General features: G+C 69.6%; 13 protein-coding genes. 7 read left to right on the top strand and 6 right to left on the bottom strand.

Annotated features, from left to right (window positions below; translation table 11 throughout):
* The first annotated feature begins 265 nt into the window (after positions 1-265).
* Complete coding sequence (locus H9I38_RS06840) at positions 266-1,840, top strand: NYN domain-containing protein (RefSeq protein ID WP_226338018.1); 1,575 nt, start codon at positions 266-268, stop codon at positions 1,838-1,840.
* Here the strand turns inward: H9I38_RS06840 and H9I38_RS06835 are convergent.
* Positions 1,818-3,077 (bottom strand): MFS transporter, encoded by a 1,260-nt coding sequence (locus H9I38_RS06835; RefSeq protein ID WP_226338017.1) that lies wholly within the window; start codon positions 3,075-3,077, stop codon positions 1,818-1,820. The genes H9I38_RS06840 and H9I38_RS06835 overlap by 23 nt on opposite strands.
* Positions 3,078-3,357: 280 nt before the next feature.
* Here H9I38_RS06835 and H9I38_RS06830 point away from each other — a divergent pair, with 280 nt between their 5' ends.
* A complete protein-coding gene (locus H9I38_RS06830) occupies positions 3,358-5,256 on the top strand; it encodes an NHL domain-containing thioredoxin family protein (protein WP_226338108.1) in 1,899 nt (632 codons plus the stop codon).
* A gap of 296 nt (positions 5,257-5,552) precedes the next feature.
* Here H9I38_RS06830 and H9I38_RS06825 read toward each other — a convergent pair whose 3' ends face one another.
* Positions 5,553-7,574: an ExeM/NucH family extracellular endonuclease gene (locus H9I38_RS06825; protein ID WP_226338016.1), complete on the bottom strand. Its 2,022-nt coding sequence runs from the start codon at positions 7,572-7,574 to the stop codon at positions 5,553-5,555.
* A 131-nt stretch (positions 7,575-7,705) separates the two neighbouring features.
* Positions 7,706-8,629 carry an EamA family transporter gene (locus H9I38_RS06820; RefSeq protein ID WP_226338015.1) on the bottom strand — a complete coding sequence of 308 codons (924 nt, stop codon included), beginning with the start codon at positions 8,627-8,629 and terminating at the stop codon, positions 7,706-7,708.
* A gap of 212 nt (positions 8,630-8,841) precedes the next feature.
* Here H9I38_RS06820 and H9I38_RS06815 point away from each other — a divergent pair, with 212 nt between their 5' ends.
* Positions 8,842-10,173: a hypothetical protein gene (locus tag H9I38_RS06815; RefSeq protein WP_226338014.1), complete on the top strand. Its 1,332-nt coding sequence runs from the start codon at positions 8,842-8,844 to the stop codon at positions 10,171-10,173.
* A gap of 117 nt (positions 10,174-10,290) precedes the next feature.
* Positions 10,291-11,583, top strand: a complete 1,293-nt coding sequence (locus H9I38_RS06810) for an adenylosuccinate synthase (RefSeq protein ID WP_226338013.1) — start codon at positions 10,291-10,293, stop codon at positions 11,581-11,583.
* Positions 11,584-11,704: 121 nt separating this feature from the next.
* On the opposite strand, the gene H9I38_RS06805 is transcribed toward H9I38_RS06810, so the two are convergent.
* Together H9I38_RS06805 and H9I38_RS06800 are read right to left on the bottom strand one after the other, a co-directional pair.
* Positions 11,705-12,460 (bottom strand): DUF4232 domain-containing protein, encoded by a 756-nt coding sequence (locus tag H9I38_RS06805; protein ID WP_226338012.1) that lies wholly within the window; start codon positions 12,458-12,460, stop codon positions 11,705-11,707.
* A gap of 136 nt (positions 12,461-12,596) precedes the next feature.
* Positions 12,597-13,676, bottom strand: a complete 1,080-nt coding sequence (locus H9I38_RS06800; RefSeq protein ID WP_226338011.1) for a GNAT family N-acetyltransferase — start codon at positions 13,674-13,676, stop codon at positions 12,597-12,599.
* Positions 13,677-13,836: 160 nt separating this feature from the next.
* Here H9I38_RS06800 and H9I38_RS06795 point away from each other — a divergent pair, with 160 nt between their 5' ends.
* The 3 genes from H9I38_RS06795 to H9I38_RS06785 all read left to right on the top strand — a co-directional run bounded on the left by H9I38_RS06795 (position 13,837) and on the right by H9I38_RS06785 (position 16,195).
* Positions 13,837-14,346, top strand: coding sequence for a ferritin (locus H9I38_RS06795; protein ID WP_226338010.1), 510 nt, complete (start codon positions 13,837-13,839; stop codon positions 14,344-14,346).
* 152 nt (positions 14,347-14,498) lie between these two features.
* Positions 14,499-15,251 carry a pyroglutamyl-peptidase I gene (locus tag H9I38_RS06790; RefSeq protein WP_226338009.1) on the top strand — a complete coding sequence of 251 codons (753 nt, stop codon included), beginning with the start codon at positions 14,499-14,501 and terminating at the stop codon, positions 15,249-15,251.
* Positions 15,248-16,195, top strand: coding sequence for an exonuclease domain-containing protein (locus H9I38_RS06785; protein WP_226338008.1), 948 nt, complete (start codon positions 15,248-15,250; stop codon positions 16,193-16,195). Before H9I38_RS06790 ends, H9I38_RS06785 begins: the two co-directional genes overlap by 4 nt.
* A 41-nt stretch (positions 16,196-16,236) precedes the next feature.
* Here the strand turns inward: H9I38_RS06785 and H9I38_RS06780 are convergent, their stop codons facing one another.
* Positions 16,237-17,997 carry a helicase HerA-like domain-containing protein gene (locus tag H9I38_RS06780; protein ID WP_226338007.1) on the bottom strand — a complete coding sequence of 587 codons (1,761 nt, stop codon included), beginning with the start codon at positions 17,995-17,997 and terminating at the stop codon, positions 16,237-16,239.
* Positions 17,998-18,007 lie beyond the last annotated feature (10 nt).

Genomic DNA, 18,007 nt, shown 5'->3' with positions numbered 1-18,007 from the left:
TCGTCAAGCGATAGAGGGTGTGGAGAGGAGGGCGCCTCGCGGGGGTGGGGCCCTCCGGAGCCTCATGCGGCATGGTCGTGCAGCTGGGCAGAGAGACGAGGCTGCCGGCCTGCGGCCCCTGTGCAGGCCTGGCGAGCGGGCGCCGCAGGCAGACGCCTCGGTGGCCGCTCCATATACACAGCGACTGTCCGGGTTATGCCGCTAGGGTGGAGCGCGAAAGCGATGAACTTTCGATAATTGATATATAACGATTGAGGAAACAGCGATGAACAAGTACGTCGTCATGGTGGATGCGGGGTACCTGTTGGCCTCGATGGCCCGGGTTCTGACCGGATCCTCGAACCGAAACATGATCCAGGTGTCCTGGGAGAAGCTCGTCCAGCAGATGAAGCAGGAGATCGACGAGCTTCAGCAGGGCCAGAGTCCAGGCGCGGAGCTGCTCCGAGTGCAGTGGTACGACTCCCCGCCAGAAGAGTTCGAAGGCAAGCGGATTGCTGAGGAGGCCTTCCTCGCCATCGACGGAATCTCTCGCACGAAGACCCGGATCGGGCGCACGAGCTTCGGCAACCAGAAGGGCGTGGACGTGAAGCTCGCCCTGGACATCGTCAACCTCTCGATGCGCGGGCTCGTCACGGATCTGTATCTCGTCTCAGGGGACGACGACCTCACGGAGGCCGTCGAGCTCGCCCAGGACTACGGCGTCCGGGTGCACCTGTACAACGTGGGCGCTCTCGAGGACGCGCCGGTCAAGGCGAAGTTCGGCCTGTACTCCACGGCCACCAACCTTGCACGCCGGGCCGATGAGCGGCACACGATCTCCGCCGATCTCATCAAGCGGGCGGCGTCGATCGCCCCCCGGGCCCTGCCCGAAGACACCCCCGGCGAAGGCGAAGGCCGCGTGGAGGCGGCTGCTCGCATGGCGGCAGCGGCTGCCGGAGTTCCGCCGGCGGCGAGTGCCGAGACGGTCTCGCTGGTCGAGGACGCGGTGGCTGCCGCGGCTGCACATACGGCCGACGACGCCGAACTGCCTGCCCCCTCCGATGCCGCGGCCACGGCGAACCAGGCCACGGGGGTGATGGCGGAGGCGGGAGCCGCTCATGCCGCGGACGGGTATTCGCTGGAGCGGTCCGGCGCAGACACAGCCGCCGGTGAGGCGGCGTTGGCCGAGGAGGCGATTCCGGCCCGGACTCCCGAGAACGCTTCGGGTCGCGGCTCCGCGGACAACGCGACCGGCGTCGCAGACCGGTCCACGCCTGAAAGCGCTCGGCCGACAGGCAGGGAAGAGCCGGCAGACGGGGGCGAGTCGGGAGCGCCGTCGTCGTCGGGAAAGAAGAGCGGCGGGGGAAAGTCAGCGGCATCCGCGACGGGTGCGACGGCTGCTGACGCCGCGAAGGACGAGAAGCCGAGTCCCGACGGCACCTCCCGGAAGGAGCAAGGGGGCGAGAGCGGGAAGGCCGCTGGCTCTGAACCGGCAGGGCCGCCCAAGCCGATGACGCCGAGCGCCGTGCCGATCCGTCGCCAAGGGCTGGCCTTCCGGCCTCCGGTGCCCGGCGCGCGCTACGACGACTACGAGCGGCAGACGAGCGAGACGCTCCACGCGGCGATCGAGCAGGTGGTGAAGCAGACGGTCGGCACGCTGGTGCGCGTGGGCCGGGTGGACTCGCTGATGCGGCGCTACGTCCGCCCGAACATCCCCTCGGACATCGACAGGGCCCTTCTCATCGACATCTGCCTGGCGATGGGCGAGCCGGAGATGGACATCGCGCCGTGGGATCGCGAGCAAATGAGGGCTGTGTTCTGGGACGAGATCGAGAGCGTCAGCTCCTCGGGCCAGAGCTGACCTTCGGGCTGCCCCTGGCGCCGGCGGTCCTGGGCCGGAGGAGAACGATCCCGGTCAGGGCCGCCGCCGCGCACAGGGCCAGAACCAGGCCGGCCGCTCCCGTCCAGCCGACGGCGTGGAGCGGCAGGCCCACGGCCCAGCCGAAGAAGCTCGAGCCGACGTAGTAGAAGACGTTGTAGAGGCCGGTGGCCTGCGTCCTGGCCTCGGCGGGCTCGAATCCGGCCCAGCCTGACGCGACGGCATGAGCCGCGAAGAAGCCGCCGCTCGTCAGGATGATCCCCGCGATGACGAGCGGGAGAGCGTGGACCAGCGTCAAGGCGACCCCAGCCGCCATGACCCCGGTGCTCGCGAGGAGCGTGGGGAAGCGCCCGCGTCGAGCCGCGATGCCGCCTGCGAGCGTCGAGGTCACAGTCCCGGCGAGGTAGCCGAGGAACACGAAAGCCGCCACAGTGGGGGAGAGATTGAAGGGCGGAGCCGTGAGGCGGAAGCCGATGAAGTTGTAGACCGCCACGAAGCCGCCCATGAGCAGCGCGCCCTGGGCGTACATGGCGCCGAGGCGCGGTGTCATCGCGCGGCGGAGCTTGACGAGGACAGCCCGGACTGAGCCCTGCCGCCCGGGCGTGAACCCCCGAGAGCGGGGAGCCATCAACGCGAACAGGACGGTGGCTACGCCGCATACGAGCGCCACGGAGAGCACGCCGACGCGCCATCCCCAGAGCTCGCCGAGGGGAGCAGCGATGAGGCGTCCGGAGAGGCCGCCGATGGTGGTGCCGGCCACGTACACGCCAGCAGCACGGGCGGCGTCAGTGCGGTGGACCTCCTCGTTGAGATAGGCCAGCGCGACAGCGGGGACGCCGCCGAGCAGGAGGCCCTCGAGGACGCGGCCCGCGAGGACCAGCCCGAAGAACGGGGCGAACGGGCTGAGCGCTCCCACCAGGGTCGCTCCGGCCAGACTGACCCAGATCATCCGAACGCGGCCGACCCGGTCTGCGAGGACCGAGAGCGGCAGGACGGCCACGGCGAGCCCGATGGTGGACATGGAGATCATGAGCGCCGCGCGGGCCGGCGAGATGCCCAGGTCCCGGGCGATGTCCGGCAGCAGCGCCTGCGGCGAGTAGAGCTGCGCGAACATGGCGACCCCGACCGCGAAGAGCACGGCAAGCAGACGCCGGTATTCGGGAGAGCGGCGCGCGTAGCCGCTGTGCGGTGGCTGCGGGACGCTCTCCTGGCTGATCATGCGTCCATTGTTCTCCTCGGCGGCCCCTGCCGGGCAAGGACTTCGGCTCAATGTGGACAACTTTCTCGGCGAACGGTCGCGGGGAATGTTCGCACCGTGGGCGCGTGTTCTTAGAGTGTCCACCCCTTCTGCGAAGCTGGGGGAAACCGCTGACGAGGAGGAACCCGTGACCACTGAGGACGCCAAGGCCGCTGCGCGCGCGGACGCCGCACCTGACGCCCATCCGGCTGAGCCGGCCCAGCCGCAGACTTCCGCACCTGCGCCGGACTCGGGCTCCTCCCTGCGAGAGCGCTCGCGTGTCCGCGCTTCAGAGCTCCTGGGCCGCAACTGGCTCAACACCGGGGGAGAGCAGCTCTCGCTGGAGAAGCTGCGCGGCAAGGTGGTCCTCCTGGACTTCTGGACGTTCTGCTGCATCAACTGCCTGCATGTGCTGGACGAGCTCCGTCCGTTGGAGGAGAAGTACTCGGACGTGCTGGTCACGGTGGGCGTGCATTCGCCCAAGTTCGAGCATGAGGCGGATCCGGACGCGCTCGCGGCCGCTGTGGAGCGGTATGAGATCCACCATCCGGTTCTGGATGACCCGGAGCTCGTCACGTGGCAGGCCTATGCGGCGCGCGCCTGGCCCACCCTGGTGGTGGTTGACCCGGAGGGCTACATCGCGGCGAACCTCTCGGGAGAGGGGCATGCGGACGGGCTCGGCCGTCTCATCGAAGAGCTGGTTCAGGAGCATGAGGCCAAGGGCACCCTTCATCGCGGGGACGGCCCCTACGTGCCCTCGCCGCCGCAGTCGGGGGATCTCCGCTTCCCGGGCAAGATCGCGGCGCTCGCGGATGGGACGTACCTCGTAGGAGATTCCGGCCATCACCGGATCACACACCTTGCGGCAGACGCCTCCACCCTCCTCGGGTCGTTCGGCTCCGGGGAGAAGGGCTATGCCGACGGCGGAGCGGACTCAGCGCAGTTCAACGAGCCCCAGGGAATCCTTCCCCTGCCTGCAGAGGTGGCGGAGAAGGCGGGCTATGACGTCTTGGTGGCGGACACCGTAAACCACAGGCTGCGCGGCCTCAACACGGCCACCGGTGACGTGACCACGGTGGCCGGCAACGGCGTGCAGCGCCTGATCCAGGATCCGGGTGCGGCGGCGCGCGAGGCCGCGAACCTTGCAGAGCTGAATCCCGTTGAGGTGGCACTGTCCTCGCCGTGGGACCTCGTGTGGTCCCGCAAGCTCGGCAAGGCCGTGGTGGCCATGGCCGGAACGCACCAGATCTTCGCGTTCGATCCGGTGGCCCAGGCTGTTGAGCTTCTGGCCGGAACGGGCAACGAAGGGCTCGTGGACGGGCCTGCCGACCGGTCCTGGTTTGCCCAGACCTCAGGGTTGGCGGAGGACGTCGCCGGCAATGTGTGGCTGGCCGACTCTGAGACAAGCGCCCTTCGTGTGCTCCGGATTGCGGAGGACGGCGCTGTCACGGTGGAGACTGCGCTCGGAGTGGGCCTCTTCGACTTCGGCTACCGGGACGGCGAGGCCTCCGAAGCACGGGCCCAGCACCCTCTCGGTGTCACGGTGCTCCCGGACGGGTCCGTGGCCTTCGCAGACACATACAACGGAGCGGTGCGCCGGTACGAGCCGGAGAGCAAGACGGTTTCCACACTGGCGCGCGGGCTCGCAGAACCCTCGGACGTGCTGCTCGAGGCAACGGAGGGCGAACCCCATCTGCTCGTCGTGGAGACCAACAAGCATGAGGTTGTCCGCGTTCCCCTGCCCAAGGAAGCGCTCACGGTGGACGAGGGCGCTGCGGCAACTCAGCGCCCCAGGACGCCGTTTGCTGCGGGGACACTTCCGCTGACGGTCCGTTTCGCAGCCCCGAAGGGCCAGAAGCTGGACGACCGCTGGGGTGACCCGACGCAGCTGAAGATCAGCGCCTCGCCGGAGGACTTCCTCGTGAGCGGCTCCGGGACGAGCACGGGTTTGGAGCGGACCCTGGAGCTCAATCCTGACCATGCGGAGGGGGTTCTCCACATCACGGCCCGAGCCGCAGCGTGTGACGGCGAACCGGGTGGAGAGATTCCAGATCACGCCGCGTGCCACCTCTATCAGCAGGATTGGGGCATCCCTGTGCGGATCGTCCCCGATGGGGAGGGCGAGGGCGAGCTCGTCCTGGATCTCCGCGGAGTGAACTGACACCGCTCCGTCCCCCGACGGACAAGCTGTCCGGGTGCGGGGTCGGGACGCAGAGAGGGCGTCGAGGCGAGGAAAGCGCCCGAGGCGCAGCTGGGGCGCCAGGCCAAGGACTGCCAGCCAAGGACCACTAACCAGAGAGCGCAGACACGGCCGCGCGGCGGGAGATCCCGTGAACTGGGATGTACCGCCGCGCGGCTCCTCCAGCCGTGGCGGTTCGCCGCCAGAGGCCTCGCTGTTCAGTTAAGGGGTTAACCGATGTGCAGCCGGGTCGAACCGCTCGCTCTGTCGGCCTTGGCCTACTTCGAGCGGAATCCTGCCAGGAAGGGGTCGTGGTCGCTCGAGCCGTACGGGTCAGCCGCGTAGTAGTCCAGCGCCGTCGTCCGGTACTGCGCGTACTGGAGCAGGGGCGACTGGCCCGAGTTGATGTTCCACGCAGCAGAACCGGTCATGCGCCGAGCCAGGGAAGGAGAGAGAAGCATATGGTCCAGGGAGCCCACCTGGCCGCCGAACACGTAGGTGTGCTCGCCTCGGCCCGCCTCCGTGTATCCGGCCTGGTAGAACACCTGCATCGGGTCCTCCTGCGAGTAGGAGTTGAAGTCGCCCAGCAGGGCCACGTCCTCCGAACCCGCGGCTTTGGTCAGCTGAGGAACCCAGGCCGCCACAGCCTGCGCCTGGCGCACGCGGTCCGCGTTCCACGCACCCTGGCCGTCGCCCAGGTCTGCATTCGGGCCGCTCTTCGGCGCGGATCCCTTCGACTTGAAGTGGTTCACCACCACCGTCGTCGGGCGGGCCTTCTTCTCCTGCGTGCTCACGAACGTCCCGGCGATCGGCGTGCGAGCGTCCGCGAACGGCTGGCCCGGACCGGCCTGGGAGCCCAGGGCACGGGGCTGGCCCACGAGGCGTGCTTTCGCCGGCTGGTAGATGAGCGCGGCGGTGATGAAGTCCTGCTCGGAGACGGGCTCGAGCTGGTCGGCCGGCACCGGAGCGGCCGCCCACTTCCGGTAGCCCGCCTGCTTGTTCAGCGCGGCCACGAGCGTGTTGAGGGCCTCGTCCTTCGGCTCGCCCAGCTTCGCGGAGTTCTCCACCTCCATGAGGCCCACCACGGAGGCGTCCATCTGGTTGAGGGCGCTCACGGTCTTCGCCTGCTGGCGCGCAAGATCAGCGGCATCGAAGGCACCGCGCACGTCGCAGCCGCTCGTCACGTTGTACGTCCCATCCGCAGACCAGTTGGCGCCCTTGCAGCCGCGGGAGTCGCCCGTCGTCGTGAAGTAGTTGAGCACGTTGAACGAGGCGATCCGCAGCTGGCCGCCCACGCCCGGAAGCGCCTCGTCATGGTGGTTGATCGCGGCGGGCTCGCTGCCCGGGACAGCGGGCGAGGTCGGCTGGAAGCGCCACTTGTCGAATCGGTAGTCGATGATGACCGGTTCGGTGAGCCGCGCGCCGTCGCCCACCGCCACGTGCCGCTGAGGCGTCATGTAGGGAACCTGGCGAGGGGCCTGCTTCGGGGAGGCGGCGAAGCCCTGGTTGGTGCCGTCGTCCAAGGTGACCGAGTGGGCCTCGTTCCAGGAGGCCTGCGCGGCGGCCTGGGGCGTGTTCGGACGGGCGACCTCGGTGGGCTGCGTCGGAAGGCCCTGCCCCGCGGACAGTCCCAGCTCGCCGTATTTGCCGAGGCCGTACGTGTCAGACACGGTGAACTGCTCGTGCGAGTCGTAGACCATCGACTCGAGCGCCTCACGGTGCCCGGCGGTGGAGGCCCACGGGTTCGTGACGGGCCGGATCGGCGCCAGCTTCTGGCTCACCGGCGTGACCTCGATGTTGCCCGCCAGCTGGGTCAGCCCCTTGTACTCGCCGGCCACGCCGGTGACCTGCACGCGGTCGCCCTTCTTGACTGTGCTCTGCGTGGTGCCCGTGTAGACGAAGATCGCGTCCGAGCCCTTGGTGAGGTCCCGCTGTCCGCCCGTGCCGGGCGCCTGGATGACGAACCCGCCGAAGCTTCCCGGCCCTGCCGGGTAGACGGCGGTCACGATCGCCGGCTCCGTGGTGACGGTCTGCCCGTTCATCGGGGTCGAATCGCCCGTGCCCTGGATGTCCGCGATCCGCACGCCCTTCGCGGCGGCCGGGACAGTTGCACTCCGGACAGCCGCGGGCTGGGTGGCAGCGGGATGCGCGGCAGCGGTGGATATAGGCCGGGGAGCGGGGGCAGGGCTCTCGGCGCTGGCCGGGATGAGCGCGGTTCCGCTGAGCAGGAGCGCTGCGGCGGAGGCGGCAGCCACGCGAAGCGAGGAGTGCGACGGCGAAAGGCGCGACGGCGAAGTCATGAAGGAGACCTCCAGAGAAAGTGATGTGACCTGCTTAACTAACCACCTGGAGTCGGCCCCTCCATGAGAACTGGGTGAACACTGGGCAAAGCCTGATCTTTGGGTGCGCTCAGGGCGAGCTCGCGGCGCCCTCACGCCGGAGGCGGTGGAGGAGCCGCCCCGGGCTCGCCGTCCAGCCGCTCGCCGTCCAGCCGCCCGCTGTCCGGCCGTTCCGCGCTCCAGACGAGCAGCGCGCCTGCGGCCGCCACCAGCAGGATGCCGGCGAAGGCCGCCCAGTCGAGGGACTGCCCCAGCACGATGAGCCCAACCACCGAGCCGATGACGGGGTCCAGCGCGAACAGTGTCCCCACCACGCGCGCGCTCGTGAGCCCGCCGGCCACGGTGTCCACGGTGAACGGCAGCGCGATGCCGAGCACCGCCGAAACGGCGACGAGCCCCCACTGCTCCGGCGTCGTCGTGAACGCTTGCCCGATTCCCCACGGAAGCGTGCAGAGGGAGGAGACCGTCACCGAGAGCGCCAGGCCGCCGAACCCGGCTGAGGACTTGCCCACTCGGCTTGCCAGCACCGCGTACGCGGCGAAGAAGACGCCGGCGAGGAGGGCGAAGAGGAATCCCAGCGGGTCGAACCAGCCGCCCGGGGCGAGGGAGATGAGCACCACGCCGCCGAGGGCCATGAGTGCACACAGATACTCGGGCACTCGGCGGGACGACGCAAGCGCCACCGCAGTGGGGCCGAGGAACTCGAGCGTGACGGCGATGCCCAGGGGGATGCGCTCGATGGCGAGGTAGAGTGCCACGTTCATCGAGGCCATGGCGATGCCGTACACCACGATCCCCGTCCACTCGCGGCGGCTCCGTCCGCTCAGGCGCGGCCGGAACAGGGCCAGGAGCAGGAGGGCTGCCACCAGCATGCGCAGGGAGCTGACCTCGAACGGTCCCATCGCCGCGAACAGGCCTGCGGAGACCGCGGCCGAGATCTGGACGCCGAACGATCCGGCGGCCACGAGGCCCGTGGCCTTGAGAACAGATGCGCGGGGAGCAGGGGAGGCGGCCATCTGGCCAGCGTAGTGGGCCGGGGAGGCGCATTCATGATCGGGTCCGGAGGCCGTCCGTCGAGAAATGGAAAGGATAGCTTTCCTAATTATTTTGACAGTCGTTTGGAAATATTGATCAATCGTTCTACGATGAACGACAGTCGAGGCGACCCCAGTTTCTTCCGAATCTGACGCCTACCTAACTTCCGGGGTAAAAATAATTCTATATCGAAATGAGAACTAAACGTTTCAGCCTGTTCCCTTTTGATAGGGGACTTTTCAAGCGCTCGCTTGGATCTTCGCTTTCTTTCTATTTGTCCATGTTCTCCGCGGCGGTGGCCATTGCCATCGCCGGGCCCGTGCATGGATTCGAGTTCATCCTGGTCATCGGGTACTCCGCCACAGTGTCCAACGCGGTCAGAATCGCCACCGGAGGTTTGCACGTCCGGGCGAGACGAGCGGCACTCAGTGCGGCGCGGGCGAACCCGGGGCCGCGCATCGGCCTTCTCCCCAAAGAACTGGGCCCCGTGCAGGGCGCTGCCGTGTTCTTCTCGCTTGTCATCGCAATTCTGTGGATGTGCGGCGTTTCCGTCCTGTCCCTCTTTGACGGCGGCGTTCCCCGGCTCTTGTTCTTCTATTGGCTGTTCCGAGGCCCCGCGTTGATGATTCTTCCTTGGGTTTCCGTCGTCTCGGGATTGAGCGCTCCCGATTCGGTTTCGCGCCAGCTTGTCCGGGCGGTGTCGCCTGTCTCGCTGATTGGGATCGTCAGCTTCTGTTCGATCTGGGCTGGGTGGTCCGCGGAAACGACCATCTGCGCCATCGGCAGCGTGTATGCAGTGACGTCGTCGTCGTCCCTGGTCTCGCACTGGCGTCGTTTTGTGCGGCGAAGTGCTCCCCAGGGTTCGCGACGGCTCGAAGTGCTGACGTTGTTCCGGGGCTCCCGCGGATGGCGTTCTGAGGCCTGGAGATCTTTCAAGGGATCTGTTGACGGCCTTGTCTTGATGACCGTGTTCTCCCTTTCCATTCAGGTTGCAGGCACGTATTCCGTTCCGGACGGAGCGGCGGTCGCGGCAGGCGTTTCGGTCATGCGCACTTTTGTGATTCCGGCGAGGCGGTTCGGCTTCGTTGCGGGTTCCGAGTGGTTGGAGCAGTCTGGGAAGGGCCCTGCAGGCGGGTGCCTTGTCTCGCGTGAGGACTCGGTCAAGCGCGCTGTGGCCTGTTCCATCCCACTGTTCTGGGGACTCGCCGCCGTGCTCCTCCTCGTTGACGCGGCTGGAATCATCGGCCCGATATCGCTGCTCATGGTCAGCCTCATGGCTCTCCAGCTGGTCATCGAGCCGTTCGCGGGAGTCCTCTACTCGTACCTGTCCGTGGCCGAGGAGTCGGCGCGTGCCCGGCTCGTCCCGTTGTGCGTCTATTCAGGCGTGCTCACCTCTCTGCTTGTCTGTCTGTCCTTGGCCGGACATGCCGAGGCGGGCAATGTCTGGCTGGCGATGTTCGTCTGCCGCGCCCTGTTCGCCCTGCTCTTGATAGGCCGTATCAGAGCCTGGGCCCGCACCCCCTGACGCCACCACCACCCCCGCCCCCGCACCCCGTCCGGTAAACTCAGGCTGTAAGGGCCCCGGTTCGCCGGGGTTGCTCCATGTCAAGGCTGCCCAGCAGCCGCGTAAGGGAGGCATCCCATGCCAGCCATTGTGATTGTCGGAGCCCAGTGGGGGGACGAAGGCAAGGGCAAGGCCACCGACCTGCTCGGCGGACGCGTGGACTACGTGGTCAAGCCGAACGGCGGCAACAACGCCGGCCACACGGTCGTCGTCGGCGGTGAGAAGTATGAGCTGAAGCTCCTTCCCGCCGGAATTCTCTCGCCCAACACCACGCCGATCATCGGCAACGGCTGCGTGGTCAGCCTCGAGGCGCTCTTCCAGGAGATCGACGGTCTCGAGGCCCGCGGCGCGGACACCTCCCGCCTGCGCGTCTCCGCCAACGCCCACCTCGTGGCCCCGTACCACCAGGTGCTGGACAAGGTGTCGGAGCGCTTCCTCGGCAAGCGCGCCATCGGCACCACGGGCCGCGGCATCGGCCCGGCGTACATGGACAAGGTGGCCCGCCTCGGCATCCGCGTCCAGGACGTCTTCGACGAGTCGATCCTCCGCCAGAAGGTCGAGGGCTCTCTGCGAGAGAAGAACCAGCTTCTCGTCAAGGTCTACAACCGCCGGGACATCCTCGTGGACGAGATCGTGGACTACTTCCTCGGCTTCGCGGACCGCCTGCGCCCGCTCGTCGTGGACTCCACGTACCTCCTCAACGAGGCGCTCGACGCCGGCAAGGTGGTCCTCATGGAGGGCGGCCAGGCCACGTTCCTCGATGTGGACCACGGAACGTACCCGTTCGTGACGTCGTCGAACCCGACGGCGGGCGGCGCGTCCGTGGGCTCCGGCATCGGCCCCACGCGGATCCGCCGCTCTATCGGCATCATCAAGGCGTACACCACGCGCGTCGGCGCGGGCCCGTTCCCCACCGAGCTGTTCGACGACATGGGCGTCTACCTCCAGAAGACCGGCGGCGAGTACGGCGTGAACACCGGTCGCCCGCGTCGCTGCGGCTGGTATGACGCGGTCATGGCGCGCCACGCGTCCCGCGTCAACGGCTTCACGGACTACTTCCTCACCAAGCTGGACGTGCTCACGGGCATCGAGCAGATCCCGGTGTGCGTGGCGTATGAGGTGGACGGCGTCCGCCATGACGAGATGCCCATGACGCAGACGGAGTTCCACCACGCGAAGCCGGTCTTCGAGCACTTCCCCGGCTGGACCGAGGACATCTCCGAGGCGAAGACCCTCGAGGACCTCCCGCAGAACGCCCGCGACTACGTCCTCGCCCTCGAGCGCCTGAGCGGCACCCGCTTCTCGGCGATCGGCGTGGGCCCGGACCGGGACCAGACGATCGTGGTCCGCGACCTCATCAACGAGGACTGAGCCCTCGCCGGCCCGGCGGTCTCCGCCGGACCCCTGTGAGACGAGCGAAGGCCCGCACCCTTTTCGGGGCGGGCCTTCCGCATGCCGACGACGACGGCGGCCGCGCTGCCGCGGCCCGACGCTACTGCGCCCCGAAGCTCGTGGCCTTGAGGACGCTCTGCTGCGAGCCGCAGACGGTCAGCGGGCCGCCGCTCACCGGCGCGGCGATGGGGGCCTTCTGCACGCCTGCCTGCACGGCCGGGAGGTACACGTTGAGCGTGTTGCCCTGGACCGGCTTGCACGTCGCAGCCGGGTACTTGCCCACCTGGCTCACCCGGATCTGGGCCTGCGCTGTTCCGCCAGCCGGAACGGTGACGACCCGCCGCGGGCCCGTCCGCTCCGCCGGCGCGCCGAGCGGCTGGGCAGGGCCTGCGTCGGCCACGGCCGCCTGCACGCCCGGGTAGCCGGTCAGCGTGCACGGCTGGGTAGAGCCGTTCCGGACGGTCAGCACCAGCCCGTAGCCGCCCATGCCGCCGGAGCCTCCGGCGACGGACGCCGACGCCGTGATCTGTCCGGCCACGGCCGCGCACTCGCGGACGGCGCCGGCTGCGGCGCCGCCACCCTGGCCGGGCTTCGCGGCGCGGTCCTGGCCGTTCGCACCCGAGCTCTGGGAGGCGGAGGGGTTCGACGACGGCTTCTCCGACGGGCTCGCGCTGCTCGGCGACGAGCTGCTCGGGGAGGGGCTGCCCGAGGCGGAGCCGCTTGAGGACGAGCTGGAGCTCGGGGACGGGCTGGCGGAATCGGATCCGCTGCCGGACCCTCCGCCGCAGCCGGCGAGGAGCGCGGCGAGGGCCGCCGCGGCGAGGACTGTTCCGGCTTTCCGGTTGTACATATGCATGATCAGGGCACCTCCATATCAAGCATCGTTCCCCGCGCCTGCGCTGACAAGCGGCGCGCGCAACCGTGACGCAACTGCAACGATGCGAGGGCGTGCCGGACCCGGCCGGTTGACCAGCGGCCCGTTCGAGGGCCCGTCAGCCGATCCTCCCCGTCCACCCCACCGTCGCCCCGGCGGTCTCGAAGCCCATGGCCTCGTTGATCCGGAGCATGTGGACGTTGTGGTCGGCGTTGTCGGTCTGGACCGCCTCGGCCTCGGGCCAGAGCTCGAGCGCCGCCACGGCGTTGGCCCGCTTCACGAGGGCGCCGAGCCCGTGCCCGCGGTGGCCCGGCGCTGACATCGTGATCTTCTGCTGGAGCAGGTGCGGCGCAGTGGCGAACCGCCCGTAGGCCGTGAACGCCGCGCCCTCGCCGGTGCTGCGGTGGACCGCGATCGTGGAGAGGAGCGTCTCCTTCCGCGCCAGTGCCACCTCCTCCGCCTTGCGCACCCGCTCCGGCGTCCAGACCTCCGCCTCCCAGCCCATCTCGCCGCTCGGCGCCTCCGTGGAGAAGGAGGAGAAGAGCCCGCACACGGCCTCCATGAGCTCGTCGGGGACGCCGCCCTCGAACGTGTGCAGCTCGTACTCCGCCGGCGCCTCGGACGGCGTCTCGGCGAGGAACCGCCGGAATCGCTCGGACTCACGGACCCTGACGGACGAGACGCGCTGCATGAGCCCCGGCCTGAGCCCGCGGTCCAGGGCGAACCGCACGGCGCGGTCGCTGCGCTTGAGCCTCCACGCGGTCTCGGGCAGGGGAGCGGAGTCGGCGTCGTCGTCGCGCGTGAGGCCCTCCGGACGGTGCTCCGTCCAGGCCTCGATCCTGGTCCGCCCCAGATCCCGCGCCCGCTCCAGGGCCCGGTTGAAGAGCTCCGATCCGATGCCGCGGCCCTCCCGGCCGAGCGCGGTGGCGACGTCGATCTCCGCGAGATCCCGGTTCTCCACCTCGTTGAGGTGCAGAGTGCCGGCGCCGACCACCTTGCCGTCCGCCTCGACCGCGGCGAGGAGGAAGAGCGGCTGCTCGGGGCGCTTGAGCCGGGACTGGAGGAGCTCCGGCGTGGTCGGCAGGGTGAGATCGCCCCACACGAGCTCGCTCGGTGCGGTGAGCACGTGGCAGAGGCCGTCCAGCTCGGGCGGGTTCGGGTTCTCGGCGGTGAAGTCCAGCCATCGGTACTCGGTCATGCGCTCAGCACACCACGAGTCATTGACAAGTGTCAATCGCTTAACGCGGCGCAACATCCGCGTCATGACGGCCCGGAACGCCGCTGAGGTATGCCTGCCCTGTACGAGCATTGCCTCATCTTCCTGGTTTTCCTCACGACCTGTGACTACCGTGAGGGGCATGGAACTCACCGGAGCCTATGCACAGGCCATCAATGACCAGGTCACCCTCGAGATCGAGGCCTCCATCGTCTACCGCCAGCTCGCGGTGGAGATGGACGTCATCGACCTCCCCGGCATCGCGGGCTGGTTCCGCGCCCAGGCCGAGGAGGAGATCGTCCACGCGAACAAGTTCATCGACCACATGACGGACCGCGACGCGCACCCGCGCATCCAGGACATCAAGGCCCCCGCCGTCAAGGCCGCCACCGCCCTGGACGCCTTCAAGGCCGCGCTCAAGCACGAGCAGAAGGTCTCGGAGGCCATCCGCGGCCTCTACCGCCAGGCCCAGAAGGAGGGGGACATCGACTCGATCCCGCTCCTCAACTGGTTCATCGACGAGCAGATCGAGGAGGAGGCCACCGTTGGCGCCCTCGTCGCGCAGCTCGAGCGCATCGGCAAGGACGGCAGCGGCCTCATGCGGCTCGACGGCGAGCTCGGCAACCGCCACGCCGCCGAGGACGCCTCCTGAGCTGAGGACTGAGTCCGGCACCCGTCCGGCACCCGTCCGGCACCCTCCTCTGGGCTGCCGGTGCGGCACCCCGTCGCGCAGCGCCCGCTTCCCTTCCGGGAGGCGGGCGCTTCCGCGTGCGGCGGCCTGTCCGACCGGGCAGGATGGACTCCATGAGGATTCTGCTCACCGGATTCGAGCCCTTCGGCGGCGAGGCCGAGAACGCGAGCCGCGAGGCCGTGCGCGCCTGCGAGCGACTCGTCTTCGAGCGGCCGCTCCTCACCCCGAGCGGTCCCGCCGAGCTCGTGGCCGAGATCCTGCCCGTGGGGTTCCGCCGCGGTCCCGAGCGGCTCGCCGAGCTTGTCGAGGCCCGGCGGCCGGACCTCGTGCTCTGCGTCGGCGAGGCGGGCGGCCGCCAGGCGGTCACGCCCGAGCGCCTCGCCCGCAACCGCCTCATTGCCCGCATCCCGGACAACGACGGCGACCAGCCCTCCTCCCGCCCACTCGAGCCCGGCGCCTCGGACCGTCCCTCGACCCTGGACGCGGATGCTCTCACCGCCGCCGTCTTCGCGGCGGGCGTTCCCGCCGAGGCGTCCGACGACGCCGGCGGCTTCGTCTGCAACGCCGTGTTCTGGGCGGCGCTGCGGCTCGGGGAGGAGCACGGGATCCCGGCCGGGTTCGTCCACGTTCCCGCCCTGCGGTCGCATGGCAGCGCGCGGATCGGCGAGGAGACGGACGGAGCAGGCGTCTCGGCCGGTCCTGCTTCGGCCCCCGCCGGCGCACCGCTGACGTTCGAGGACCTCGGCCGCGCCCTCCGGGAGGCGCTCGCCGCTGTTCTCACCCCGTCCCCAGCCCACGTCTCCGCACAGGCCGCCGATCCCGCCTCGCAGCGCCCCGCGCCGAAACCCGGGATGATGGACGGGTGAGCAGCCTGGACTTCGTCGCCGTCGACTTCGAGACCGCCAACGGCCGCCTCGACTCCGTCTGCCAGGTGGGCCTCGCCCGCGTGCGGGGCGGCGTCGTCGAGGCTGTGGAAGACTGGCTCGTCCTGCCGCCCACCGGCCTCGAGGACTTCGAGCCCGGAAACGTGCGCATCCACGGCATCACGCCCGAGCGCCTCCTCGCCGGCAGCCCGCTCTCCTGGCACGAGTCCGCCGCCCGCATGGCCGAGTTCAGCGGCGGCCTCCCGTACGTGGCCCACAACGCCTCCTTCGACCGCCGCGTCTGGGAGACGAGTTGCTCCTCCTGCGGCATCTCCGTCCGCGAGACGCGCTGGCTGGACACCGTGGGCCTCAGCCGCCGCCACCTTCGTCTGCCGAACCACAAGCTGGGCACCGTCGTCGCGCACCTCGGGATCGAGGGGCACGCGCATCACGACGCGGGCTCCGACGCCGCCGTCACCGCTGAGGCCGTGCTGCGGATCGCCGAGCGCGCCGGCCTCGCCTCGGTGGACGAGCTCTGGCCGCCCGCGCGTCCGCGCTCCTCCTCCCGGTGGTCCGGCCGCGGCTATTCGGCGACGACGGCGGAGCTGCCCCAGCCCCGCCCCGACGCCGACCCGGCGCACCTGCTCTACGGGCAGCGGGTGGTGGTCACCGGCGACGTCCCGGGGCTCTCGCGCTGGGAGGCCTTCGAGGCGATCGCGGCCTGCGGCGGTCACGTGGAGAAGGGCGTGACCAAGCGGACCACGGTGCTCGTCGTGGCGGGACGGGCCAGGATCGGGGAGGAGTACAACCCCGCGCTCGGCAGCGCCAAGGAGAGGAAGGCCGCCCAGTACCGCGAGGCCGGGCAGCGCATCCTCCTGTTGGGCGCCGAGGACTTCCGCGCCATCGCCCTCAAAGGACGACGGCGCGGGCCCCGGGGAATGGCTTAGGACGAGCCGGTCCGGCCGCCCTGGTCCGCCCGAGCTGCGGTCTAGCCGAACAGTCCGCCGAGGCCGCCACCGCCGCGCCGGCGGCTGCGGCTCGACGTGCCGAAGATGCTGCGGACGATCTCCCTGCCCAGCGTCGAGGCCACGTTAGTGCCCACGCGCATGATGGCCTCGTTGCGCTTCTGGCGCTCGCGCTCCTCGGCCTTCTGCCGCGCTGCCTCCTCGCGAGCGGCGCGCTCGGCGGCCTTGCGGTCCGCGGCGCTCGGCTGGGCTGCGCCGCCCTCGCCGCTCTGCCCGGAGCCGTCCTGGCTCCAGCCGGTCTGCTCGCCGTAGGGCCGGAATCCGCCGTTCTCGTCGCTGGGGGCGGGCGCGCCGGCGTCGTCGTTCCCTCCGGACGCCTGGCCCGCGCCGTCACCCATGCCCTGCTCTGCACCCTGACCCGAAGCGCCCTGGCCTGAGAGCTTCTCGAACGCCGAGTAGGAGTCCACCACGGTCCCGTACTTGGTCATGAGCGGGCTGTTGCCGGTGTTCTCCTGGACGGCCTCCGGGGCGGGCGCCATCCGGGACTCGGGCGCGAACATCCGCGTCCAGGCCACGGGGGAGGGTGCGCCGGTCTCGGTCATGACGGTGACCACAGCTTCGCCGATGCCTGCGCTCGTGAGGACCTTCTCCAGGTCGTACCCGGACTTCGGGAAGGTGGAGACGGTGGCCTTGAGGGCCTTGGCGTCGTCGGGCGTGAAGGCGCGCAGCGCGTGCTGGACGCGGTTCGCGAGCTGGCCGAGCACGTCGCCCGGCACGTCCTTGGGCGTCTGCGTGACGAAGAAGATGCCCACGCCCTTCGAGCGGATGAGCCGCACGGTCTGCGTGATGGCCTCGAGGAACGCCTTGGAGGCGCCGTTGAAGAGGAGGTGGGCCTCGTCGAGGAAGAAGACGAGCTTCGGCTTGTCCACGTCTCCCACCTCGGGGAGGTCGTGGAAGAGGTCCGCGAGCAGCCACATGAGGAACGTGGAGAAGAGCTGCGGCTTGGAGGCGACGTCGCTCAGCTCGAGCGCGCTGATGATCCCGCGGCCGTCCTGGGCGGTGCGGAGGAGGTCCTGGGTGTCGAACTCGGGCTCGCCGAAGAACGCGTCCATGCCCTCGGCCTCGAGGCCCACGAGCTCGCGGAGGATGACCCCCGCCGTCGCCTTGGAGAGGCCGCCGAGGCTGCTCAGCGCTTCCTTGCCCTCGGGGGAGGTGAGGAACTGGATGACCGCGCGCAGGTCCGCCAGGTTGTAGAGCTCGAGACCCTGCTGGTCCGCGTAGTGGAAGATGAGCTGGAGGCTGGACTCCTGCGTGGCGTTGAGGTCCATGACGCGGGAGAGCAGGATCGGGCCGAACGAGGAGACCGTGGCGCGGATCGGCACGCCCGTGCCCTCGCCGCCGAGGGTGAAGAACTCCACCGGGAAACCCGTGCCGGTCCACTGCTGTCCGAGCGACTCCGTGCGGGCCGTGAGCTTCTCGTTCGCCTCGCCCGCGGCCGCGAGCCCGGAGAGGTCCCCCTTCATGTCCGCGAGGAAGACCGGAACGCCCTGCGCGGAGAGCTGCTCCGCCATGTGCTGGAGGGTCTTGGTCTTGCCCGTGCCGGTGGCGCCGGCGACGAGGCCGTGGCGGTTCATCATCGACATCGGCAGGGAGACCTGGACGTCCGGGTGGGGCTGGCCGTCCGCCATCGCCACACCGAGCTTCAGGGTCTCGCCGGAGAACTGGTAGCCGCTCGCGATCTCGCTGAGCTGGCCGTTGTCAGACGCTGCGTCTTTGGTTGCCATAGCGCCAGCG

Source organism: Arthrobacter sp. UM1 (genome assembly GCF_020483305.1).
GTDB lineage: Bacteria > Actinomycetota > Actinomycetes > Actinomycetales > Micrococcaceae > Falsarthrobacter.
Note: the sequence above shows the minus strand (reverse complement) of the source record. Positions and strands in the feature narration are given on the sequence as shown.

Coding starts and splice junctions, on each gene's coding strand:
- H9I38_RS06840 (WP_226338018.1), top strand. CDS start 266: ATGAACAAGTACGTCGTCATGGTGGATGCGGGGTACCTGTTGGCCTCG.
- H9I38_RS06835 (WP_226338017.1), bottom strand. CDS start 3,077: ATGATCAGCCAGGAGAGCGTCCCGCAGCCACCGCACAGCGGCTACGCG.
- H9I38_RS06825 (WP_226338016.1), bottom strand. CDS start 7,574: ATGACTTCGCCGTCGCGCCTTTCGCCGTCGCACTCCTCGCTTCGCGTG.
- H9I38_RS06820 (WP_226338015.1), bottom strand. CDS start 8,629: ATGGCCGCCTCCCCTGCTCCCCGCGCATCTGTTCTCAAGGCCACGGGC.
- H9I38_RS06815 (WP_226338014.1), top strand. CDS start 8,842: ATGAGAACTAAACGTTTCAGCCTGTTCCCTTTTGATAGGGGACTTTTC.
- H9I38_RS06810 (WP_226338013.1), top strand. CDS start 10,291: ATGCCAGCCATTGTGATTGTCGGAGCCCAGTGGGGGGACGAAGGCAAG.
- H9I38_RS06805 (WP_226338012.1), bottom strand. CDS start 12,460: ATGCATATGTACAACCGGAAAGCCGGAACAGTCCTCGCCGCGGCGGCC.
- H9I38_RS06800 (WP_226338011.1), bottom strand. CDS start 13,676: ATGACCGAGTACCGATGGCTGGACTTCACCGCCGAGAACCCGAACCCG.
- H9I38_RS06795 (WP_226338010.1), top strand. CDS start 13,837: ATGGAACTCACCGGAGCCTATGCACAGGCCATCAATGACCAGGTCACC.
- H9I38_RS06790 (WP_226338009.1), top strand. CDS start 14,499: ATGAGGATTCTGCTCACCGGATTCGAGCCCTTCGGCGGCGAGGCCGAG.
- H9I38_RS06780 (WP_226338007.1), bottom strand. CDS start 17,997: ATGGCAACCAAAGACGCAGCGTCTGACAACGGCCAGCTCAGCGAGATC.